Raw genomic sequence first — 22,841 nt, forward strand, 5'->3', positions numbered from 1 at the left:
GCCTGCTCCGCGGCCTTCGGTGCGCCTACCGCTTTCCACTCGTCACATTGAGCCTCGACCCATGTCCCTGACCCTTTCGCGTGCCGAGCTGGTGCGCACCGCCAATTTCATCGACGGCCAATGGCGCGACGACGCCGAAGGCTGGCTGCCCGTGACCGATCCCGCGAGCGGCGACCGCATCGCGCAGGTGCCGGACTCGGGGCCGGCGCAGGCCCGTGCCGCCGCCGACGCCGCGCAGGCGGCCTTCGCCACCTGGCGCAAGGTGCCGGCCCGCCAGCGCGCAGCCATCCTCAAGCGCTGGAACGACCTGGTCATGGCCCACCAGGAGGACCTGGGCCGCCTCATCAGCCGCGAGCAGGGCAAGCCGCTGCCCGAGGGCAAGGGCGAGGTGGCCTACGCGGCCAGCTACATCGAATGGTTCGCCGAGCAGGCCACGCGCATGAACGGCGAGGTGATCCCCGCACCCGTGCCGGGCCGGCGCATGTTCGCGCTGCGCGAGCCGGTGGGCGTGGTCGCCGCCATCACGCCCTGGAACTTCCCGGCGGCCATGATCGCCCGCAAGATCGCCCCGGCCCTGGCCGCCGGCTGCACCGTGGTGTGCAAGCCCGCCGAGGACACGCCCCTCACTTCGCTCGCCCTGGTGCTGCTGGCCCACGAGGCCGGCGTGCCGCCCGGCGTGCTCAACATCGTCACCGCCTCGCGCGCGCGCACGCCCGCCGTGGTCGATGCCTGGCTGGACGATCCGCGGGTGCGCAAGATCACCTTCACCGGCTCCACGCCGGTGGGCAAGCACCTGGCGCGGCGCAGCGCCGAGACGCTCAAGAAGCTGTCGCTGGAGCTGGGTGGCAACGCGCCCTTCATCGTCTTCGAGGACGCCGACCTGGACGCCGCCGTCGAGGGCCTGATGGCCGCCAAGTTCCGCAATGGGGGCCAGACCTGCGTCTGCCCCAACCGCGTGTTCGTGCATGGCGCCGTGCACGATGCCTTCGCCCGCAAGCTGGCCGGGCGGGTCGGCGCACTCAAGGTGGGGCCCGCCAGCGATCCGGCCTCGCAGATCGGCCCCATGATCAACGACCGCGCGGTCGAGAAGATCGAGCGCCATGTGCAGGATGCGGTCGCCCAGGGCGCGACCGTGCTCGTCGGCGGCGAGCGACTGCAGGCGCTGGGTCCGCACTACTTCGCGCCGACCGTGCTCACCGGCGCGACGGCCCGGATGGCCTGCAGCGGCGAGGAGACCTTCGGCCCGGTGGTGCCGCTGACCCGCTTCGACGACGAGGCCGAGGTCATCGCCGCCGCCAACGACACGCCCTTCGGCCTGGCCGCCTACTTCTACAGCCAGGACGTGCGGCGCATCTGGCGTGTGGCCGATGCGCTCGAGACGGGTATCGTCGGCATCAACGAAGGCGCCCTGGCGGCCGAGGCCGCGCCTTTCGGGGGTGTCAAGGAATCGGGCTACGGCCGCGAGGGCTCGGTGCACGGGCTCGACGACTACCTGCACATCAAGTACGTCTGCCAGGGACAGCTGGACTGAACGAGACGAGAGAAAGACTTCGCCATGAGCAATCCCTTCAAGAACGCCCTGGCCGCGCGCCAGGCCCAGGTCGGCCTCTGGCTGTCGATGGCCGATGCCTACGCGGCCGAGGCCTGCGCCACGGCCGGCTTCGACTGGCTGCTGATCGACGGCGAGCATGCGCCCAACAACGTGCTCAGCATCCTGCCGCAGCTGCAATCGGTGGCGGCCTACCGCAGCCATCCGGTGGTGCGGGCCGTCAATGGCGACACCGCCCTCATCAAGCAACTGCTGGACATCGGTGCGCAGACGCTGCTGGTGCCCATGGTGGACACGGCCGAGCAGGCGGCCGCGCTGGTGTCGGCCACGCGCTATCCGCCCGAAGGCATCCGCGGCGTGGGCGCCGCCGTGGCCCGGGCCTCGCGCTGGGGCGCACGGCGCGACTACCTGGACGAGGCCAACGACGAGGTCTGCCTGCTGGTGCAGGCCGAGACGCGCACCGCGCTGCAGAACCTGGAGGCGATCTGCGCCGTCGATGGCGTGGATGGTGTCTTCATCGGCCCGGCCGACCTGGCGGCGTCGATGGGCCACCGCGGCAAGGCCGGCCATCCCGAAGTGCTGGCGGCCATCGACGACGCCATCCGCACCATCGTGGCGAGCGGCAAGGCCGCCGGCACGCTGACCAGCGATGCCACGCTGGCACGCCGCTACCTGGACCTGGGCGCCACCTTCGTGGCCGTGGGCCTGGACATCACGCTGCTGGTGCAGGCCACGCGCAGGCTGGCGGCCGACTTCGGCCGCGGCGAAGGCGTGGCCGCCGCCCCCCAGGCCGGCCCCTACTGAGCGTCGGCCGCAGCACCGCCCTCCCCGCCCGCCGCCCACCGCACCAGGTGCGCCAGCACCGTGGCCGCCGCCTCCGATGCGGGTTGCCGCGGATGCAGGCAACCGATGGGCGCTGGCGCGCCCGGCACGTCCAGGGGCAGCCGGTGCAACCGGCCCGCGGCGACGAAGCGGTCCATGTGGCTGCCCAACCCCAGGTACAGCAGCCGCAGTTCGCACACCAGCGCGACGCCGAGCGCCAGGGTGCGCGTGCTCACCCGCGCCACCGGCGGCGGGGCACCCAGCGCCTCGCACAACGCCGAGAAGGCCGCATGCGGCGGTGAGCCTTCGGGCGGCAGCAGCCAGGTCTCCTGGGCGCAGCGTTGCAGGTCCACGCTGCGCTTTCGCGCCAGTGGATGGTCGCTGGCGCAATAGATGCCCATGCGGTCCATGCGCAAGGGCGTGAAGTCGTGGCCCGCCGGCACCTGCACCGAGGCCCGGCACAGCACCAGGTCGGCCGTGCGGTCCTGGCACACGGCGGCAATGTCGGCGGCCTCGATCTCGCGGTAGTCGAGCCACAGCGCTGGCTGGGCCGCGCACAGGGCCGGCAGCGCCGGCGCGGCGATGGCCGTGCTGGCCGCCGCAATGCCGGCGATGCGCACCAGTCCGCCGGCCCCCTGCGCGAGGCGGGCCGCATCGCCGGCCAGCAGGTCGAACGCGTCCAGGGCGCGCCGCAGCGCGGGCAGCAGCAGCGCCCCCTCGCGCGTGAGGCGCACGCCGCGCGCGTGGCGGTCGAAGAGCGTGAGGTCCAGCAGCGCCTCGACCCGGTTGAGCGCCTCGGTGGCCGAGGGCTGGCTCATGCCCAGGTCGGCCGCGGCCTTCTGCATCGCCCCCAGCTCGGCCATGCGCACGACCAGCTGGAGCTGCCGGGGACGGGCGTAATGCAGCAGGCGGCGGGCCAGGGAGGCGGCGGCATCGGCGGCGGACATGGGTGGAGCAGATTCCGATATAGGGCAACCCTATAGCTTAGGCCCAGCCGTGAGTTGCTGCCTGGACAGGCGGCGCCAAGAATCCGCCCACACAACCTGACGCCGGAGACAACCGCATGCAGACCTTCCGCCCCCGTGCCCAACCCGGGCTTGCCCGCCGCACGCTCCTCGCCCGCGCCGCCCTGGGCGCGGCCCTGGGCGCGGCCCTGGCCCTGTCCGGCGGCCTGGCCGGTGCCCAGACCTATCCGGCCAAACCGGTCAGCCTGGTCGTGCCCTTTCCGGCCGGTGGCGCCACCGACACCGCCACGCGGCTGGTGGCCCAGCACCTCGGCCAGGTGCTCGGCCAGACGGTGGTGGTGGACAACGTGGCCGGCGCCTCGGGCGCCATCGCGGCGCAGAAGGTGGTCCGTGCCGCGCCCGACGGCTACACGCTGCTGGCCGGCACCGTCAACGAGGTGGCGCTCGCGCCCATCTTCACGCCCGGCACGCCCTACACGCAGCAGGACCTGGCGCCCATCGGCGAGATCGGCGTGACGCCCTTCGTGCTGGTGGCCAATCCGAAGCTGCCGGCCAGCACCATCGACGAGCTGCTGGCCCTGGCGCGCCAGAAGCCCGGCACCCTGAATGTGGGCGTGCCCGGCCTGGGCACGCTGCAGCACGTGGCCACCGCCATGCTGGCCAGCCAGGCCCGGGTGAGCTGGCTGACGGTGCCCTACAAGGGCGCCGCGCCGCTCAATGCCGACCTGCTGGGCGGCCAGGTCGACCTCGCGGTGGTCACGCTGCCTTCGGCCATCGGCTACATCCAGGACGGCAAGATGAAATCGCTGGGCCTGATGAGCCTGCAGCGCGACGAGCGCGCCAAGGACATCGCCACCCTCAACGAAGGCCGCGAGATCAAGGGCTTCACCACCGACGCGTGGCTGGGACTGCTGGCGCCGGCCAAGACGCCGTCGGCCGTGATCACGACCATGAATGCGGCCCTTGCAAAAACGCTGGCCATGCCCGAAGTGCGCGAAGGCCTGAGCAAGCTGGGCTTTCGCGTGCAGCCCGGCACGCCGGCGCAGTTCGGCGAACTGATGACCCGGGAAGACGCCCGCTACCGCAAGCTCGCCGCCACGGTGAAGCTCGACCGCTGAGAACGACGCCGAGGGCGACCGCCTTGCTCTGCCTGTCCGACGACCCCAGTGCGACGCCCGAGGGCGCCGCGGTGCGCGAGCTCTTCTCGGCACGCGCCAGCGTGGCCGGCATCCTGGCCTTCGAGGCCGCGCTGGCCCGCGTGCAGGCGCGGCGCGGGCTGATCCCGCAGGCCGCGGCCGAGGACATGGCCGCCAAGGCCGATCTGCGTTTCTTTCCCGAGGACGAATGGGCCCGCCGGCGCGCGCAGGTGGGCCATCCGCTGGTGGCCATCCTGGACACCTGGCGCGGGCAGCTGGCGCCGGACAGCCGCGAGTGGCTGCATTACGGCGCCACCACGGCCGACCTGTTCAACACGGTGCTGGTGCAGCAACTGCAAGCGGCCGGCACGCGGCTGGTGTCGCAGATGCGCGGCATCGAGCTGCGACTGGCCGACATCGCCGCAGAGCACCGCGCCACGCCCATGGTGGCCCGCACGCTGGGGCGCCATGCCCTGCCCTTCACCTTCGGCATGAAGGTGGCGACCTGGCTGGCCGAGCATGGCCGCAGCATCGAGCGGCTGCAAGGCTGGCTGGCGCGCTACCGCACCGGCATCCTGAGCGGGGCCGTGGGCACCTATGCCTCCTTCGGCGATGCCGGCCCCGCCATCGAACGCGAGGTGATGGCCGAGCTGGGCCTGGACGCGCCCGAGGCCGTGGACTGGAAGGGCAGCCGCGACCGCTTCGCCGAGTTCGGCTGCGCCGTCGCCCTGGCGGCCGGCACCGCCGGCCACATCGGGCAGGAGATCTTCCTGCTGTGCGGCGACGACCTGGACGAGCTGCGTGAAGCCACCGGCGCCGTCGGCTCCTCGACCATGCCGCACAAGAGCAACCCCTCGCTCAGCATCGAGGTGGTGTCGCGTGCCCGCGAAGTGAGCGCGCGTCTGCAGCCGCTGCTGGCCTGGATCGGCATCGTCTACGAGCGCGACTCGGCCCAGCATGGCGAGGTGCTGCGCGACCTGTGCGTCGGCATGGCCGACCTGCTTGCGATGCTGCAGCGGCTGCTCGACGTGCTGGTGGTGATGCCGCAGAACATGGCGGCCAACCTGGCACGCAGCCAGGGGCTGGTGCTGTCGGAGGCCATCACCTTCGCCCTCGCGGGCCGCCTGGGCAAGCACAGCGCGCACGAGAAGATGAAGCAGCTCACCCGCACCGCCCAGGCGCAGGGCTGCTCGCTGCAGCAGGCGGCCCTGGCCGATGCCACGCTCGCGCCGCTGCTGGCCGAGATGCCGGGGCTGTTCGATGCCACGCGCCACCTGGGCCAGGCCGTGGCGATCACCGATGCGGCGGTGGCCAGGGCCCGCGAGCGCGGGCGCCGCTGACCGCGAAGGAAGCGGGCGGCCGGCATCGCAGGCGCTGCGCGGCGCCTGGCGTCACGGACTGCCGCAGGCGCCGTCCGTCTTCAGTACCCGCTCGCCCCGCCATTGCGCCGGTTGTCCGCCGCACCGCGGTACACCGGGAAGCCGTTCACGTCATAGCCCACGGCGATGCCCGACAGGCCGCTGGTCAGCCCCGTCACCTGCGCGTTGCTGCTGGTGTTGCCGTAGCCGCTGATCAGGCGCGCCACCTCGTCCGCGATGGGCTTGCCGGCTTCCAACTGGGCGATGCCGTTCTGGCCGGTGAAGTTGTCGGCGTTGATGGCGGCCTGCAGGTCCATGCCGTAGACCACATGGCCCAGGAAGGTCTTGACGATGTAGTCGGGGATCGGGCCGCCGCCGGCCGAGCCCCACACCAGCCGCAGGCGCCCGTCCGCATCGAAGGCGATGGCCGGGGCGATGGAGCTGCGCGGGCGCTTGAAGGCCGCGTAGCCATTGACGTCCAGGCCCGGCGTGCTGGCCGAGAAGTTGGACATGACGTTGTTGATCATCATGCCCGCCGCCTCGATGTGCGCGCCCCAGTGCGTGTTGATGGTGGTGGTCATCGACAGCGCATTGCCCCAGCCGTCGATGATGGCGACGTTGCTCGTGGTGTTCCAGTCTTCCTGGCCGGCCTCGGCCGCGGCCTTTGCCAGGCGCGTCGGCCGCGGCGCGGTGTGGCGCGCCAGCACGACGGGCGAGGTCTGCGCGCTGGCCATCGGGTCGTAGACCGTCGGGTCGGTGCTGTTGAAGGCGGGGATGCCGTCGGCGGTACCGCCGGTCGGCACCGTGCCCATTGCCGTGTCGCCGATCAGCGCGGCACGGCTGGCCAGGTAGGCCGGCGACAGCAGGGCCGCCACGCGCTCGTTGATGTTGGAGTACGCCGGATCGCCCACCACGTTGCGGCGGTCGGCATTGGCGAGCCGGCTGCCTTCGGTCACCAGGTGCAGGTAGCCGGTGCTGTTGAAGGCCGTGTCGGCGATCGCCTTGCGCTCCAGCAGCGCCAGGTTGTAGAGCGTGACCACGCCGCCGAAGGACGGCGCCGGCTGCGTGTAGATGGTCATGCCGAAGCGCGTGCCCACGAGCGGCTTGCGCTCCACCGCCTTGTAGCTGGCGAAGTCCGCCGCGGTCATCAGGCTGGGAATGCGGGCGATGGTGCTCGCGGTGTTGGGGCTGCTGCTGGTGCCGGCCGTGGGCAGGACCGACGTGCAGGGCAGCTGGCTGGTGGTGAGCTTGGCCACGATGGCCGGAGCGATGGTGCCGGCCGGATCGTAGAAGGCGGCAGCGCCGCCGTCGCGCACCTTGGTCAGCGTGTCGGCCAGCTCGGCATTGCGGATCAGCGTGCCCACGGGCAGCGGCTGCTGCTTGGTGGTGTCGCTCGGCAGGCAGTAGCGGGCGTTGATGTCGGGGTATTTGCAACGGGCCGCGCCGCGCACCGTGCCGGCCGAGTTGACCCAGGCCGGCACGCCGCTGCCAGCGGACACCGCGTTGCCGTCGTCGTCGTATTCCCCCGAGTCGGCGTACAGCGTCTGGTACATGTACCTGGTCATCGGAAAGCCGTCGGTGGCCGTGGCGATGCTCTCGTCCCACAGCTTGTTCCAGGCGAGCCGGCCATAGGACTTGTGCACCAGGTCCAGCACCGCCAGCGTGCCTGGCACGCCGGCCGCGCGGGCGGAGATGTTGGTGTTGCCCTGTTGCGAGGAGATGCTGGCGCCCGCCGTCAGGCCGGTCTTGCAGACATTGAAGCCGTTGGCGGTGCTCACGTCCTGCGCCACGGCCCGGTAGATGTCCGCCACGCCGCCGGTGGTGGCCGGGGCGGCCGAGAAGCCGTCGAAGGCGCGCACCTTCCTGGTGGCGGCGTCGTAGTAGGTGATGACCGTGCCGCCGCCCAGGCCCGAGGCGAAGGGCTCGGTCACGTTGAGCATGGCCTGCACCGTAATGGCCGCATCGATGGCGGAGCCCCCCGAGGCCAGGATGCGGCAGCCCGCCAGCGAGGCCTGGACGTCGGCCGAGGTGACCATCATGTTGGTGCCCGTGATGCCCACGGTCTGGCCGTAGGGTGCACCCGCCTGCAGCGTGCACAGCGCCGGGTCGAAACTGACGGTGCGCGTGGGCGCCGTGGGCTCGGGGGTTGCGGGTGCCGGCGCCGGCGCCGGCGCGGGCGTGCCCGCGGAAGGCGGCTGCGGGAGGGCTGCGGCCAGGGAGACGTTGGCGCCCGAGCCGCCACCGCAGCCGGTGAGCCAGCCGGCCGCGACGGCGAGGAGCGTGGCCGTCACGGTACGGGAGAGAGGGAAGTGCATGGGATGAGGGGAGTTCAGCGGAAAGGTCCGGAGGACCGATTGAACGTGAAAAAGCACGGAATGTGCCGGATCCGCTGCCATGCAGATGTCACGCCCTTCACAGTCGAGGGGCGCGCGCGGGGAATGGGGCGGAGCAGCAGGTGCGTTGGGCGCTTCCGGTTACCGCGGCCCGCCGGGATCTCGCGGAATTTTCTGGAAGCGCCAAGGACCCGCCTCTTTCAGGCTGCCAAGCACCTCAGAAGCTCACGCTGGCACTGAACCCAACCGCGTAGCGCCCCGTCCTGAAGCCCTCGGGCTTCCACAGCGGCGCGCCGATGAAGAGGTCGTAGTTCACCTGCTGCCAGGCGCCACGCACCCCCACCGCCATGCCCGCCAGGTGATTGCCCGGCAGGGACCGCGTGCTCGGACCGCCCACATGGCCGTAGTCCACGCCCAGGTATAGCTCCGCCCCGCTTTGACCGAGGGCCCAGCCCAGGTCGTTGCGCACGAACCAGCCGCGCTCGGCCATCAGGCTCGATTCGCCGTCGAAGCCCCGCACGCTGAAGCGCCCACCGATGGAGAACTGGTCCTGCGCCACTAGCGGTGTGCGGTTCCACTGCGCCCGCACGAGGCTCGTGTAGCGCAGCTTCTCATCGCCCAGCTTGAAGGGCACGTTGGCATTGACCTCGGCCGTGTAGAGCCGCATGCGCGAGGTACCTTCGTCGAAGGCCTCTTCGGGGGCCGGCTTGGATCCGAAGGCGCCCGTGCCGCGCCGGTAGGCCAGCGTGCCCTCCAGCGTGGCCTCGCCAATGAACTCCTTGTGATTGACAGCGAGCTCCCAGCCACCCGTCACCCGGTGCTGAACATCGAGTTCGGCGTCGTCCACGAAGTTGCGCGACTCCTTGCGCCAGCCGCGAAGGCTCAGCAGCGTCTTGCGGTGCTGGTCGCGCCAGACCATGCGAGAGAGCTTGACCTCGGCGTTGTTGGTCTTGCCAGCGTAGATGTAGTCCTGCGAGTAGCCCTGCACCGTCTGGAAATACTGGCTGTTGGAGGCGGTGAAGCCCAGCATCCACCAGCCGCAGGGCAGCGAGTAGTGAACCGTCTGGCCCTCGGTGCCCAGGCCATCGTCGTTCAGGAAGCGCCGGCCGATGTTGTGGTTGGCGTTGACATAGAAGAGGTCGTTGAGGCCCAGCGGGTTGTCCAGGGACGCCGTCACACCCGCCTGGTAGCGCCCGGTGGCCTCGGTGCCGCTGTCGTCCAGGCTCAGCGCCGCACGCCACTTCTTGGCCTGCACGTACTTCACCACCAGATCGCTCTGCCCTGGCGCGGCACCGGGCGCAGACGAGGGCTCGATCTGGATGTCTGCCTCAGCCGTGGGGGAGCGCTTGAGGTTCTCCAGGCCCTGCTCGATGGCGCGCAGGTTCAGGAGGTCTCCCGAACGCGCCGGGATTGCTGAAGCCAGAAAGGCAGCAGCGCCCAGCAACGGCACGGTGGAGTCCGAAGACAGACGAATCGCGGCGATGCGCCCGGGCACGAGGGTCAAGGTGAGCACGCCACGGGTGAGATCCTGCGGGCCAGCCAGCACACGGGTTGTGGTCCAGCCGCGGGCGATGACCTCGGCTTGGGCTCGCGACAGAACAGCGTTGACGCCACCAGTGCCCAGGCAACGGCCAAGGGGTGAATCGTCCCCGGCAATCCCGGACAGCACGGAAGGTGAAACGGCCCAATGGAACGAAGCAGCCTCGTCACCGACCAGCACCACCCGATCTATCCGAAAGCATGGGGATTCGGATTCTGGAATGCGAGGCGCACTAGTAGAGGCAGGTGCCTTCAGGCGTGCATCGACGCCTCGTTCATTGGCCTCACGAAGTGCCCGTTGTCGTTCTTGCAGACGCTGCTGCTCATTGACCGACTGTGGACTGGTGGGTGATTGCTGCGCGAAGGCGAGCGATGAGATGGCGGCGCAAATAAGCACGGCCGAACGTGACAGTCTATTCATTTCCTCCCCTTTGAGGTTCAACCCTAGCCTTCCGGCTTTCATCTTCGTGACGCACCCAGAACAAGAGCGCAATCAACTTGAATCAAAATTCTTATGAAATGACAGTTTCATATACATAAAACTTCGGCCCCCTATTGAAAATTAATTGCCGGATGCCGTAGTACTGCAAATTTTTCAATTTGAATTTTTGCCTGGCGTCGGATTAATCGGCTTAGAAGGACCAGGGTTAAATCGACCACCTATACATTCACCATTGACTGTGAGGCACCAACGCTCCGGAAAATTCGTTACATCGACGATCTGCGGCACCCAAGTCCTCATGTCCGGGCTTTGAATGGCATTCAGCAAATATCTTCGATTGACCTGTGCATCGAAAATAAGATCGATAGCACCACGCGAAGAAATTACACCGTTAGAAGTGTGGGCCAAGTAAGAGACAGAAATTATGTGCCGACCGGGAGCGAAGGATATATCAGCATCAATATTGGAAACAAAGGCACGAATTGCGTAGAATTTTTTATTTTTGTCCCCATCAATCGCGTGGATGACGATATCGGCGGATGGCTTGAGCAACGCGCTCTCGCTCTCGGCAAGCGCAGGCCCGTCATAGGTCTGGATGAACCTTCGCTCATTGACGAAGGAACTGCATCCTCCGAGCAGAGCCAAAAGCGACAATGATATACAGTAGATGAACTTCATAAATCAGATTAAAATTCTCTAGGATTGGATACGGCTAAATTACATGAAAATAAAATTATTGAAATATTAAAGAAGATGAATTTAAATTCCTCTGCAATTTATTAAATGAAAATTTCTGGCATCTAATTTTGTTAATGCACTGGGAGAGCGCCGGGCGTTTTTTCAATTATCTTTTAGTTAATTTGCTCCTTAGCTTTTTGTGCCATTGACTGACCGCAATATGTCAAAATCATGAAGAAAATTCCGACAACCGAACAGCCAAAAAGCAAAAACAATAAATCATCTGTATTCCACTTGTGATGGAAAAACTCTGTTAGGCCTGGGGCCCAGCCTTTCTTAAAAACAAGAAGAGCAAGAATACTCAACGGGGGAAAAATAAGTCCCAATGAAAAAGAAAAATAAAATCGCAACCTTCCAAACCAGATAATAGTTGGAAATGCGAAAGCGCCAGCGGCGAAAGCCAGCATTGCAGCAATAAATACTTCAATCATATTTAAAAAACCAATCCTATTAGATGAATGGATAATTTTAAATCAATATCTATTTTATTTGTTCTTCTGAGGTTCGCGCGCATCATTAATTAACCAATTCACTAAAGCCGGACCGCTCGCCGTAATCGCGCGGACAGGTGTGACAAGTGGCCATGTCGCTGGATTAGCGGCTTGCGCGATCCCAGAGTTCGGAACTCCCATCACTTGGTAAGCTCCAGCCCCAAGCGCGCCTCCTCCGTAGCCAAGGGAGGAGCTAATCGCAAGCTGGCTAATCGAAAAATGCTGAGAGAAATAATCTGCCGCGCTTTGATTTTGACTGTTTCCAAATTGCGTTTGGTACACCGCGCCAAAATATGTTTGCATAGAGTAAAGTGTTCCGCCTGTCATTGCACCGATTAGTCCCGATGCATATGGGTTATACGCAGCGGTCGCACCGAGTAGTGCAGGCACCCCCATCGCCCCCCCAACCACCACTGCGGGCCCGCTTGCTATCACTCCTGCCGCCGCGAGAACGTCTTGGGTTTGCTGAATATAAGCCTGATTTATAGGATTGTTGGGGTTGTAGTTCGCCCCATAAGCCAGGCAGGTAATCGACGCGCAAGAAAAGTACTGTGGGTTTTCCGTCGAACTGGAGTTGCTTGTCGGCCCATACGTCATGCCCGCCGTATTGAACTGGTACGGAGAACTGCTGCCGCCCGTGCTTGCCGTGATGAAATTCATCAGATCACGAGAGGGCGCACTTGGTAACGCCTCCTGGAAAAAGGCAGACGAGGCGCTGTTGCCCGTCGGAACGACTCGCAGGCCCGGGTCGGAACTCAGGTCGCCCGACAGGGTGCCAGTCGACGAATTGGCGCCCAGCGAGGTTCCGTCCATCCCATAGGCCTGCTGCGTCGCCGGCGACACGGTGCCGTTCGTGTTCCGGCCATTGCTCCATCGCATCGCATCCAGGATCTCCGCCTCGGAGTACGGGCCCTTGCCTGCCAGCGCCGCCGCCATACTCACATCGTCCGGATGAAGAATCCGGTTGTATTGCGCAGCATTCGCCTCACCCTGCGAGGTAATGTCGGTCACGACCGCGGCTGGAGCAACAAGCATAGACTTGAACTAATAAGCCCCGCTACTTTGCCGCTCTATAAAAATCAAATAATTTTGCAATCCCGACCGATATTCCACCAACTAAACCAAGCATCAGGAAAAATGCAGTCAGCGCCAAATTTCTAGCAATATTAATATTATAAATACATCCAAAAAAAATGAACATGCAAAGATAAATAAGAGAAAATACGAAAAATGTTGAAATCATGTAATATATAAAAATTTTGCTTTTTCTATAGCTTACATTTATTTTTTGATTGAGTAAATTAGGCTCGAAAATTAGAGGCATGAAATTGAAACTAAAGATCGTCTCATTGCTAAATATATTTGGCATTTTGAAGTTGCAGCTAGTTTCAACGTTTTTGAGAAGGGATCATGTCTTTGATAGGCGTATTCCACCAAGGCGCTTCGATTACTATTGTGCTCGCATTGCCGACGTCTTTAGCCGTCGACCCGACAACTTGAGATCCAAGCAAAGCGGTACCGACATTGGCCAGATTGGTGGGAATCCATTGGTTTGGAAGGCCGAGGTACGCATTTCCTGCTAGCTTCGTCGCGCCCCCGAGAGCTCCGCCCACGCTAGCCCAAAAAAACACTACTCGGCGTGGCCGTTTCTGAATCCAGCGTCAAATCCGTACCACCACCTAATAAAGCCCAACAAGTGCAATAGAGGTCCATTTTCCGGCTGTCACACCTGCAATGCCTTGCTTAACGGAACAGTCTGTACAGTCACTTCAGCGGCCATAATTGCAGGCACTTAAAGGCATTGACAAGGGAGCACATACCTCGTGAATTTTTAGTTTTTCATAGCTTGGGGAACTCGAGCTTTTTCAGGCTGTGCCCAACGTACAGCGCGGACGGCTTCACTATTAGGACGGCGGACATAGTCAGTCTCCGTACAATGGAGTCCCACTATGGATTTTTATCGGCATCCGCGATATTCTTCTTCTCGGACCCTGCCTTTGCTACGAGACGCCCGTAATACACCATCACAATTGCCCCAATCCCACAAAAAGAGCAAGCTATGACCATGAAGATAAGATCTTGCACTACCATATTTTCCAAGCTATGAAGAAATGATTCGTAACCTTTAATCCAACCTGTTTTGTAAATAAAGTATGCTAGGCACAGCGCTGGGAAAGAAGCAAATCCAATAAAAAACGCTTTTAAGTAGCCAACATCTTTTATTCTTCTCGAGACAATCGGGAATATCAAAACCGAAGCGACAATCAAAATAATATTTTTCATTGCTTTATGTAAAGCAGTTTTATACCATCTGCCTTCAGTTAATCTACGTGTTTTAGTGATCGATCAGCTTAGAACTACGGTAGCATTCGGCGGAATAAAACCGGAAAGTACAGAGCCCATAGTCCCAGCGAAGGCATACTATTCTTGATCCTGACTCAGAAGAATTTCCATAAAATCAGCGCTATAAAAGTTCCATAACAAATAATAATAAAAGCACAGTATAAAATTTTTCCCAATCGGGTCATACGTCGATACCTCTCCTTATCAGAACCAGGGAAAGGAATCATTATTTTTTCCTCCTGTAACCGGCGCGGAGTAGCCATAGGGAGAATAGCCGATACCGAGCCCCCCCGGAGGCGCGACGCCAAACTCTATCGCTGTCGCCCCACCATAGGAATGATTGACGCCAAAGGTAAAATTAAATCTTCCAAAAATCGGAATTGAAACTGAAGCTTGCATTCCCGAACCTCAAGAAATTCGTTTGTTCCCGATGCATCATTTACGCCCAAAATATAGCCTGCCGCGATTCCTGTGGAAAATCCAAATCCTGGATTTGAATTCATGATGCTTACTCCTCCTCCAATATATGCAGTTCCATCATACGAGTTGATTGACGAAGCTCCTGTTAGCGTATGAACCCCAGGATTAAGTGAAACATAGTCGGGCAGCAACCCCCTACCTTGAGATCCTGCCAATCCTGCCGCACATTCGGCACTCGCACATTGTGTTTGGGCTGGAGTCGCAGGCGGCCCATACGTCATGCCCGCCGTATTGAACTGGTACGGAGAACTGCTGCCGCCCGTGCTTGCCGTGATGAAATTCATCAGATCACGAGAGGGCGCACTTGGCAACGCCTCCTGGAAAGAGGCAGACGAGGCGCTGTTGCCCGTCGGAACGACTCGCAGGCCCGGGTCGGAACTCAGGTCGCCCGACAGGGTGCGAGTCGGCGAATTGGCGCCCAGCGAGGTTCCGTCCATCCCATAGGCCTGCTGCGTCGCCGGCGACACGGTGCCGTTCGTGTTCCGGCCATTGCTCCACCGCATCGCATCCAGGATCTCCGCCTCGGAGTACGGGCCCTTGCCTGCCAGCGCAGCCGCCATACTCACATCGTCCGGGTGAAGAATCCTGTTGTTCTGCGCAGCGTTGGCGCCGGCCTGCGAGGCAATATTGGCTCCCGCCGAATCTCCCGTCACGAGCGCGCCTGCGATTCCCGCAAGGCCTTGGCTCATATTCACGATCTCACCGGGTGACATCAGTTGATTCTGGGCCGCTCCCGCCGCCAGCTCCCCCACTACCGCCCCCAGCGCCCCCGCACTGCACCCCTTGCTCGTGCTCGTACCGGCCCCCGCCGCGGCCCGGCCCGCGCCCACCACGCAGCCGGCCACCGCATGCGCTATGGCATTGGCCAGCGCATTGCCGCTCGTGGCACCGCCGATCCAGTTCGCGCTCGTCGATGCCACCGTGTCCAGCAGCCCCGTGGCAATCGCGTTGCCCAGGTTGCGCTCCAGGTCCCCGCCGTTGAGTGCCGTGCTCACCAGCGCGCCGGCCACGCGGTCGCCCACGTTGTGAATCAGCACCTGCTGCCACGGCGCATCTTCGGCCGTGATCCAGCCCATGCCAGGTTGCTGCGCCAGCATCTGCAGGTTCTGGCCCATGAGCCTGTCGCCCGCCGCGAGCGTGGCAGCACGGGCCGTGAGGTCGCCACCGGCGGAGAGGCTGGCGTTGGTGGTGAGGCTCAGGCTTGCGCTGCCAGCCGTGCGGATCTGGCCGCCGCCGTTGGTCAGCGTGCCGGCCGTCACTGCCGTCTGCCCGTTGCTCGCGATGGCCCCATTCGTGTTGTCGAGGGCCCCGCTGACGCCGATGTGCGTGGCGCCGGTGCCGGTCTGCACGATCTGGCCGGCCTTGTTGCTCAGGCTGCCGGCGTCGATGCTGATCGCCGTGGCGCTGGTCGTGCCGCCATCCTGGTTGAAGGCTCCGGTGAGGCTCACGGCCAATGCGCCGTTGCTGGCCACCTCGCCGCCTGCGCCATCGAAGCTTCCGCCGCTCAAGGTGAGCGTGCCGGTGCCGGCGTGCGCGATCTGGCCGCCCGCGTTCACCAGGCTCGTGGCGGACAAGCTCAGGTCCTGGCTGTTGGCGGCGATCACGCTACCGCTGTTGTCCAGGGTGCCGCTCACCGCAATCGTCGTGGCGGCCGTGCCGGTCTGCACGAGCTGGCCGCCTACGGTGTTGCTGATGTTCGCGGCATTGATCTGCAGTTGCCCCGCATTGAGGGTGCCGCCCGTATTGACCAGCGACTGGGCCGCGTTGGCATCGGCCGTGATCGTGAGAGTGCCGGGGGTGACCACCTTGGCAGCGCTCGTGTCCACGTTGCCGTTCGTGGCGTTCAAGCTCACATTGCTGGCACTGGTGGTGCTGTGGGAGACGTCGACGCTGCTGCCCTGCAGTGCAAGGCCTCCAGCCGCCAGGTTCGTGCCATTGGCTGTCAGCGTGCTGGAGGCTGTGATGGTCAGATCACCACTGGCGGCGAGCGTGCCATCCTTGTTGATGCCTGCGCCCATCACGCTGCTGGTGCCGGCGCTCACACTGCCTGCCGTGATTGCCGTGTTGCCTGCGGCTGTGATGGCGCCGTCGTTGGTGACGGCACCCGATGTGCTCAGCTGAATGTTGCCTTCTGCCCGAACGCTGCCGCCCTGGGCGTTGCTCAGGCTGCCCGCCTGGATCTGCAGGTCTGTCCCCGCACCCAGACTGCCTTGGCCGTTGGTGATTGCGCCCGTGACATTCAGTTGGGCAGAGCCATTGGCCGAACCGACATTGCCCTCGTCGTTGGTTAGGCTCGCAGCGCTCCACTGCAGGCTGTTGTTCGCAGCAATATTCCCTGAGGTGTTGTCAGTGGCGCCGACCACGATGCCGCTCATGCGACCCTGGGCCGACAGGGTGCCTCGCATGTTGTCCACCTTGCCGCCAACCTGCAGGCTTGCATCGCTGTCGCTGGTCAAAGTGCCGTCGACGTTGATGAGGTCACCCGAGGTGGCGACATTGAGGCTGCCTGCGTGAAGCGTGCCGCCCGTGTTGTCCAGCGTTCCCAGATCGGCAGAGAAGGCACCCGAGACATTGATGGTGCCGCCCTGGTTGCTGAAGCCCGGCTGCTTCAGGCTCATGCTTGCCACGCTCAGCGTGCCGCCGTTGTTGACCAGGTTCTGGGTCTGCAGCGTGATGGGGCCACCCGCATAGATCTTGCCGCCGTCGTTGAGGATGGCGCCGCCGGCCGTGAGGGTGCCCGGCTCGGGCGGAGCAGCATTGGCGCCCGTGGTTCCCCCGGTGCTGCCGGAGGAGCCGCCTGAGGAAGAACTTCCCGAGGACGTGCCCGATGAACCACCCGAAGACCCACCCGAGGTGGATCCGCCAGAAGACCCTGAACCACTCCCCGAGCTGCCCGACACCGGCTCGACGCCGATCTGCCCGCCATTGGTGTTGGAGACCGTGGGTGAGGATGGCCGCGTAGCCCGTGGTGCTCAGGTCCAGCCCCTTGCCGTCCACGGTGACGGTGCCGCCATTGACCACATAGCCGTCCAGCGAGCCGCCCAGGCCGTACTGCGGGGTGCCCGTGGTCAGCGTGACGCGCGAGGCGTTGATGAAGCCGCCGCCATTGACGCTGATGCCGCTGGGGTTGGCAATGATGACTTCGGCCCGCTGGCCAGCGACTTCGACGTAGCCGTTGAGGTAGCTCGGGTTGCTGCTGGCGACCTGGTTGACGATGACGCGCGCCGGCCCCGTGGCGAGCCAGGGGTTGCCCTGGATATAGCCGCCAAGCTGGCTCTGCACAGGCGTGCGGCTGTTGTTGAGGATGGCACCCGGCGCACCGACATCGAACTGGCTGTAGTGGTTGACGCTGACACCCCCAGCCGATGGCGTGGTGATGTTGACCAGGGGCACCCCGTTGGGCGCCACCAATGTCTGGGGACGCTGCGAGGGCAGTGCCAGTGGGTTGGGAACGATCTGGGCATGCACCACAGGCAGCCAGCTGGTCAGTGCGAGGGCCGCGACCAACCCGCGAAGCGCCCAGGGCCGCTGCCCCTCACCCGTCCCAGCCGAAGCGCCGTTGCGGCCCTTGCTGGTGCTCGTTGCCGTTTCCTGAACCACCATGCGCTGGCCACGCATGGCGTTGAAGATGACTCGGTGGAAATTCTTGTTCATTCGCCCCGGTGCCAGATGCGCACCACTCCCTTTTCAATGACGCGGCGAATTCTCCTTTTCCCGAAACGGGCGTCATTGGAAATAGGTCACAAAAAGGCGCACCTTTTTAAGACCGGGAAACGGGGGTGAACTGATTGACTTTAATTTCTATTTTTTAACGTTGATTATCTTTTTGTCGCCCCATCAACCAAAAGGGGAATGGACAAACAGTGAAGAATTTCCTATCCCCATACGATACCTCCACCCTTAAACTTTGCCTGCCTCGGCAACGGGGTGTTTGGCGCCTCCCTGCCAATCCGCAGAAATGCGTTGAAGCCCGACCTGGTCGGGCTTTTTTTCTGGGCCGTCCGCCGATGCCGCCGGAGCGGGCAGCAGGCCGCCATCGCCCCCAGCGCCACGCCCCAGGCCACGTCCGGCACGCATGGCCCGGCGCCTGCGCGCCCTTCACTGCCGATAACCCGGATCCGTCTGGTCCAGCATGCGCCTCAGCGCCTGCCAGTCGCGGTTGCGGATGTAGCTGTTCGAGCCGGCGAACTGCTCGGCGGCATGGGCGCACACCGCGGGCGGGGGCAGCACCACGGGCCGGCCGCTGGCGGTGGCATCGAGCTGGATCTGGCAGGCCAACTCCAGGTAGTACATCTCCTCGAAGGCATCGCGCACCGTGGCGCCGGCCGTGAGCAGGCCGTGGTTGCGCAGGATCAGCGCCTTGTGCGGTCCAAGGTCGCGCACCAGGCGCTGCTGCTCGTCCAGGTCGAGCGCGATGCCTTCGTAGTCGTGGTAGCCGATGCGCTGGTAGAAGCGCATGGCGTGCTGCGACAGTGGCAGCAGTCCTTCCTGCTGCGCCGACACGGCCACGCCCGCACGCGTGTGGGTGTGGAAGACGCAGTCCACGTCGGGCCGGGCCTTGTGCACCGCCGCGTGGATGACGAAGCCGGCGGGGTTCGCCTCGAGTTCGGTCTCGTCCACCGGCTGGCCGTCCAGGTCCACCTTGATGAGGTTCGAGGCGCTGACCTCGCTGTAGAGCAGGCCGAAGGCATTGATGAGGAACTGATCGTGCCGGCCGGGCACCCGCAGCGAGATGTGGTTGTAGATCATGTCCGTCATGCGGTAGTGCACGCACAGCCGATAGCAGGCGGCCAGGTCCTCGCGCGCCGCCCACTCCTGCGCGCTGACCTGGCCGCGCACCCGTTCGCGCCGCGCCTGCAGCACCCGTTGCCAATCCTGGTCGTCCATCTTGCCGGTCTCCTTGAGTGGGAATGCACGGCAGTCTAGGAAGCGTCGTGCCGAGGCCCCCATGACATCGGCGTGCGATGCCATAGCGGATCGGTATGCGGTGTTAACCCCGAGCCGCCCGCCCGGGGCGCCGCGGCGGCGCCGAGGATGGCAGGGCCGCCACCTGCTTCAGCAGCTCGTCGCGCAGGGCAGCGGCCGCCGGCGGCAGCAGTCCACGGCGACGCTGGTACAGCGCAAAGCTGCGCACCGCCTGTACCTCGCGCACGGGCAGCACCTCGATGGGCCGGGGCATCGGCTGCGCGCCGCCGAGCAGCAACCGCGGCATCCAGCTGAGGAAGCCGCGGGTCGCCACCAGCGCGCGGATGGCGTTGATTGAGCGCGCCTCCACCGCCACCGCCGGCGCGGGCAGGCCGTGGTCCCAGAAGAGCTGCTGCCATTCCTCGCGCGGACCCATGCGCCGGGGCGGCAGCACCCAGCGCTCGCCCGCCAGGTCGGCCAGGCCCACGGGCGAGCGTGCCAGCAGCGGATGCCCCGCCCCGCAGACCACATGGCAGCCCTCCTGCCAGCCGCTTTCCGAGACCCGCACCACGTCCTCGTCCTCGGCCGCCGAAAAGCCCAAGGCCAGGTCCACCTCGCCCCGGGCCAGCGCCAGCAGCAGCTCGTCGGACAGCCCCTCCACGATCTGCACCTGCAATGGCGGATGGGCCGCGAGCAGCCGCTCGATGGCCGGCGGCAGCAGGTGCTCCACGGCGCTGGAGACCGCGCCGATGCGCACCGTGCCGCGCGACAGGCCCAGCAGCTCGTTGACCGCGCGCAGCGCCTCGTCCGAGCCGCTGAGCAGCAGCCCCGCATGCGGCACGAGTGCCTGCCCGTAGCTCGTCAACGCCATGCCGTGCGGATGGCGCTCGAAGAGCGGCACGCCCAGCTGCCGTTCCAGTCGCTTGAGCGTGCGGGTGAGGGCCGGCTGCGTCAGCGACAGAGCCTCGGCAGCCCGGCCCAACGAGCCGAGTTCGGCGATGGCCTTGAAGGCCTGGAGTTCGCGCAGGTTCAGCAGCATGGACGGCCCTCCTCAGGCAAGCGTGGGATTGGCCAGCAGCATGTCCACGAAGCTGGCCGCGGCCGGCGACAGCGAGCGCCGGGCCGGCGTGTAGACGCACACCTCGCGGTGGAAGTCCGGCTCGGCCAGCCGCACCATCGCCAGGCCCCAGGCCCGCACCAGCGGCGCCGAATAGGTCGGACAGACCGTGAGGCCCAGGCCGCTCGCCACCATGCCGAGCGCGGTGGTCATGTACGACACCTCCTGCGTCTGCGGCCCGTTGAGCATGGCGCGCACCTCGGCGTCCACTTCCGGCGCGATGCGCTGGCGGAAGTCGCGCGTCGGCGCGATGAAGGTCCACGGACCCAGCTCGCGCCAGCGCACGCTGCGGCGCCGGGCCAGCGCATGGTCGGCCGGGCAGATCAGCCAGTGGCGGTCGCGCAGCAGCGGGCGTCGCAGCACGGCCTCGTCCACCGGCATGTCCTGGCCCACGGCCACCTCCACGTCGCCCGCGCGCATGCCGGCGAGCAGCTGCTCGGGCAGCGTGTCGGTGACGCGCACCTCCACCTCCGGGTGGCGCTGCCGGTAGGCCGCCACCGCGCGGGGAATGAAGGTGCAGGCCATCAGCTGCGGCGCGGCCAGGCGCAGCAGGCCCTTCTTCTTGTCGCGCAGGTCGGTGACACCCGCCACCGCGGTGCTCAGCTCGGCCAGCAGGCGGTGCACCGAGGGCAGGAACTCGCGGCCCGCTTCGGAGAGTTCGACCGCGCGCGTGTGGCGGTCCAGCAGCTGCACGCCCATCTCGCGCTCGAGCTCACGCACCAGCACGCTCAGGGCCGACTGGGTCAGGTGCAGCTGCCGCGCCGCCGCCGTGAAGCTGCCGGCCTCGGCCACGGCGGCGAAGGCACGCAGCTGGCGCAGGGTGAGATTCATGGTCTTCCTTCATCAATCGATGAATTTATTTCGATTGCATCATAGAAGTGCCTCGTGCCCAATCGCGGCAACGCGGGCCCATGGCGGCGCCGCGAGACGGAGACACCATGCCAGAGCCCACCCCATCGCCGCACGGCCCCGTGCCCATCCGCGGCCTGCACCACTTCGCCTGGCGCTGCCGCGATGGCGAGGAAACCCGCCGCTTCTGGGAAGACCTGCTCGGCCTGCCGCTGGTGCATGTCATCGAGAACGAACATGTCCCCAGCACCGGCGAGTACTGCCCCTACGTGCACATCTTCTTCCAGATGCGCGACGGCTCGTACATCGCCTTCTTCGACCTGGGCGACGACATCGTGGCGGCCCCCTCGCCCAACACGCCCGCCTGGGTCAACCACATCGCGCTGCGGGTGGACACGGTGGAAGAGCTGCGCGCGGCCAAGGCCCGCATCGAGGCCGCGGGCGTGCCGGTGCTGGGCATCACCGACCACCACATCATCGGCTCGATCTACTTCTTCGATCCGAATGGCATCCGCGTGGAGCTGACCACGCCCACCGTGCCGCAGGCCGAGATGGACGCGCATGCCCGCCGGGCCCGCGCCGCGCTCGACGACTGGACCCAGCGCAAGGCCCGCCTGCGCGAGGTGCGCCCGCACCATGGCTGAGCCGCAACTTGCCGTCATCGACGTGCGGCCCGGCACCGCGCTGGAAAGCCAGTCGGGCCTGCAGATGCTGCGGCCGCGCATCTACGGCGCCTGGATGGCACCGCCCGGTGGCGCACGGGTGGCCGCCATCGTCATGCATCCGACCAGCAACTTCATGGGCCACTACCTGATCGGCCCGCTGGCCGAGCGCGGCGTGTGCTGCCTGGGCCTCAACTCGCGCTACATGGGCAACGACACCGTGCTGCTGATGGAGCGGGCCATCCAGGACCTGGGCGCGGGCGTCCAGTTCCTGCAATCGCAGGGGTACGACCGGGTGGTGCTGATCGGCAATTCGGGCGGCGCGGCGCTGGCCAGCTTCTACCAGGCGCAGGCCGAGCAGCTGACGGCCACCCACCTGCCCGATGGCGACCCGAGCGGCCTGCATCCCACCGACCTGCCGCCGGTGGCCGGCATCGCCCTGTGCGCGGCGCACCTGGGCCGCAGCCGGCTGCTGGCCGACTGGATCGATCCCTCGGTCACGGACGAGCACGACCCGCTTTCCGTGGACCCGGCGCTCGACATGCACGACCCCCGCCATGCGCGGCCCTACAGCCCGGCCTTCCTGGCGCGCTTCAAGGGCGCCCAGCAGGCCCGGCTGCAGCGCATCGAGCAGTGGGTGCTGGCCCGCCTCGAACAGCTGCGCGCCACGCCCGGCGCGCCGCGGGACCAGGCCTTCGTCGTCTACCGCACGCATGCCGATCCGCGCTGCGTGGACCTCTCCCTGGACGCCAACGACCGCGCGCCCGGCAGCGTGTGGGGCGATGCGCGGCAGGTCAACTACTCGGCCAACGCGATGGGCCGTACCACCTCGCTGACGGCCTTCCTGTCGCAATGGTCCTCGCGCTCGCAGGCCGATGGCCCCACCAACCTGGCGCGCACCACCTGCCCCAAGCTGCTGCTGACCTACACCGCCGACCAGTCCACCTTTCCCAGCACGCGCGACGCCTGGCTGGCGGCGGGCGGCGGCGCCATCCGCAACGTCGACATCGTGGGCGGCAACCACTACCTGGCCGGCCAGCCGCACCTGGTGCGCGAAGCGGCGGATGCCATCGCCGCCTTCTGCCACGCCCTCTGAAACAGGGAGCGCCTTC

At 65.4% G+C, this 22,841-nt stretch carries 18 protein-coding genes and 2 pseudogenes; 6 read left to right on the top strand and 14 right to left on the bottom strand.

Annotation, left to right across the window (positions count from 1 at the left end; genetic code table 11):
• Window positions 1–61: 61 nt before the first annotated feature.
• Window positions 62–1,531: an NAD-dependent succinate-semialdehyde dehydrogenase gene (locus L0984_RS17730; RefSeq protein WP_234195082.1), complete on the top strand. Its 1,470-nt coding sequence runs from the start codon at window positions 62–64 to the stop codon at window positions 1,529–1,531.
• Window positions 1,532–1,555: 24 nt separating this feature from the next.
• Window positions 1,556–2,353 carry a 4-hydroxy-2-oxoheptanedioate aldolase gene (hpaI, locus tag L0984_RS17735; protein ID WP_234195083.1) on the top strand — a complete coding sequence of 266 codons (798 nt, stop codon included), beginning with the start codon at window positions 1,556–1,558 and terminating at the stop codon, window positions 2,351–2,353.
• Here hpaI and L0984_RS17740 read toward each other — a convergent pair.
• The gene (locus L0984_RS17740; protein ID WP_234195084.1) at window positions 2,347–3,318 is read right to left on the bottom strand and encodes a LysR family transcriptional regulator; all 972 of its coding nucleotides are present in this window, start codon (window positions 3,316–3,318) and stop codon (window positions 2,347–2,349) included. The genes hpaI and L0984_RS17740 overlap by 7 nt on opposite strands.
• 116 nt (window positions 3,319–3,434) lie before the next feature.
• Between L0984_RS17740 and L0984_RS17745 the strand changes: the two genes are divergently transcribed.
• Together L0984_RS17745 and L0984_RS17750 are read left to right on the top strand one after the other, a co-directional pair.
• The gene (locus L0984_RS17745) at window positions 3,435–4,454 is read left to right on the top strand and encodes a Bug family tripartite tricarboxylate transporter substrate binding protein (protein ID WP_234195085.1); all 1,020 of its coding nucleotides are present in this window, start codon (window positions 3,435–3,437) and stop codon (window positions 4,452–4,454) included.
• A gap of 23 nt (window positions 4,455–4,477) precedes the next feature.
• On the top strand, window positions 4,478–5,812 hold the full coding sequence (locus tag L0984_RS17750; protein WP_234195086.1) for a lyase family protein: 1,335 nt from the start codon (window positions 4,478–4,480) through the stop codon (window positions 5,810–5,812).
• 80 nt (window positions 5,813–5,892) lie between these two features.
• On the opposite strand, the gene L0984_RS17755 is transcribed toward L0984_RS17750, so the two are convergent.
• From L0984_RS17755 to L0984_RS17810, 13 genes and pseudogenes are all read right to left on the bottom strand, one after another.
• A complete protein-coding gene (locus L0984_RS17755) occupies window positions 5,893–8,145 on the bottom strand; it encodes a gamma-glutamyltransferase family protein (RefSeq protein ID WP_234195087.1) in 2,253 nt (750 codons plus the stop codon).
• A gap of 235 nt (window positions 8,146–8,380) precedes the next feature.
• A complete protein-coding gene (locus L0984_RS17760; RefSeq protein WP_234195807.1) occupies window positions 8,381–10,123 on the bottom strand; it encodes a ShlB/FhaC/HecB family hemolysin secretion/activation protein in 1,743 nt (580 codons plus the stop codon).
• A gap of 174 nt (window positions 10,124–10,297) precedes the next feature.
• A complete protein-coding gene (locus L0984_RS17765; RefSeq protein ID WP_234195088.1) occupies window positions 10,298–10,822 on the bottom strand; it encodes a hypothetical protein in 525 nt (174 codons plus the stop codon).
• A 173-nt stretch (window positions 10,823–10,995) separates the two neighbouring features.
• Complete coding sequence (locus L0984_RS17770) at window positions 10,996–11,313, bottom strand: hypothetical protein (RefSeq protein WP_234195089.1); 318 nt, start codon at window positions 11,311–11,313, stop codon at window positions 10,996–10,998.
• Between the two features lie 54 nt (window positions 11,314–11,367).
• On the bottom strand, window positions 11,368–12,384 hold the full coding sequence (locus L0984_RS17775) for a hypothetical protein (protein WP_234195090.1): 1,017 nt from the start codon (window positions 12,382–12,384) through the stop codon (window positions 11,368–11,370).
• 936 nt (window positions 12,385–13,320) lie between these two features.
• Window positions 13,321–13,656, bottom strand: a complete 336-nt coding sequence (locus tag L0984_RS17780; RefSeq protein ID WP_234195091.1) for a hypothetical protein — start codon at window positions 13,654–13,656, stop codon at window positions 13,321–13,323.
• A 264-nt stretch (window positions 13,657–13,920) separates the two neighbouring features.
• Window positions 13,921–14,115 carry a polymorphic toxin type 22 domain-containing protein gene (locus L0984_RS30005; RefSeq protein ID WP_370646058.1) on the bottom strand — a complete coding sequence of 65 codons (195 nt, stop codon included), beginning with the start codon at window positions 14,113–14,115 and terminating at the stop codon, window positions 13,921–13,923.
• Window positions 14,028–16,814 carry a beta strand repeat-containing protein gene (locus L0984_RS17785; protein WP_234195808.1) on the bottom strand — a complete coding sequence of 929 codons (2,787 nt, stop codon included), beginning with the start codon at window positions 16,812–16,814 and terminating at the stop codon, window positions 14,028–14,030. Before L0984_RS17785 ends, L0984_RS30005 begins: the two co-directional genes overlap by 88 nt.
• 30 nt (window positions 16,815–16,844) lie before the next feature.
• Window positions 16,845–17,096, bottom strand: a pseudogene (locus tag L0984_RS30010) (hypothetical protein); the annotation flags it as partial.
• 91 nt (window positions 17,097–17,187) lie between these two features.
• A pseudogene (locus L0984_RS17795) lies at window positions 17,188–17,850 on the bottom strand (two-partner secretion domain-containing protein); the annotation flags it as partial.
• Window positions 17,851–18,294: 444 nt separating this feature from the next.
• A complete protein-coding gene (locus L0984_RS17800) occupies window positions 18,295–19,083 on the bottom strand; it encodes a class II aldolase/adducin family protein (protein WP_234195092.1) in 789 nt (262 codons plus the stop codon).
• Between the two features lie 103 nt (window positions 19,084–19,186).
• Window positions 19,187–20,140, bottom strand: coding sequence for a LysR family transcriptional regulator (locus L0984_RS17805; RefSeq protein ID WP_234195093.1), 954 nt, complete (start codon window positions 20,138–20,140; stop codon window positions 19,187–19,189).
• Between the two features lie 12 nt (window positions 20,141–20,152).
• Window positions 20,153–21,049: a LysR family transcriptional regulator gene (locus tag L0984_RS17810; protein ID WP_234195094.1), complete on the bottom strand. Its 897-nt coding sequence runs from the start codon at window positions 21,047–21,049 to the stop codon at window positions 20,153–20,155.
• Window positions 21,050–21,156: 107 nt separating this feature from the next.
• On the opposite strand from L0984_RS17810, the gene L0984_RS17815 reads away from it, so the two are divergent.
• Window positions 21,157–21,711, top strand: a complete 555-nt coding sequence (locus L0984_RS17815; RefSeq protein ID WP_234195095.1) for a VOC family protein — start codon at window positions 21,157–21,159, stop codon at window positions 21,709–21,711.
• Complete coding sequence (locus L0984_RS17820; RefSeq protein WP_234195096.1) at window positions 21,704–22,825, top strand: alpha/beta hydrolase family protein; 1,122 nt, start codon at window positions 21,704–21,706, stop codon at window positions 22,823–22,825. Before L0984_RS17815 ends, L0984_RS17820 begins: the two co-directional genes overlap by 8 nt.
• Window positions 22,826–22,841 lie beyond the last annotated feature (16 nt).

This window comes from Pseudacidovorax sp. NFM-22, assembly GCF_021401245.1.
Lineage (GTDB): Bacteria > Pseudomonadota > Gammaproteobacteria > Burkholderiales > Burkholderiaceae_C > Xenophilus.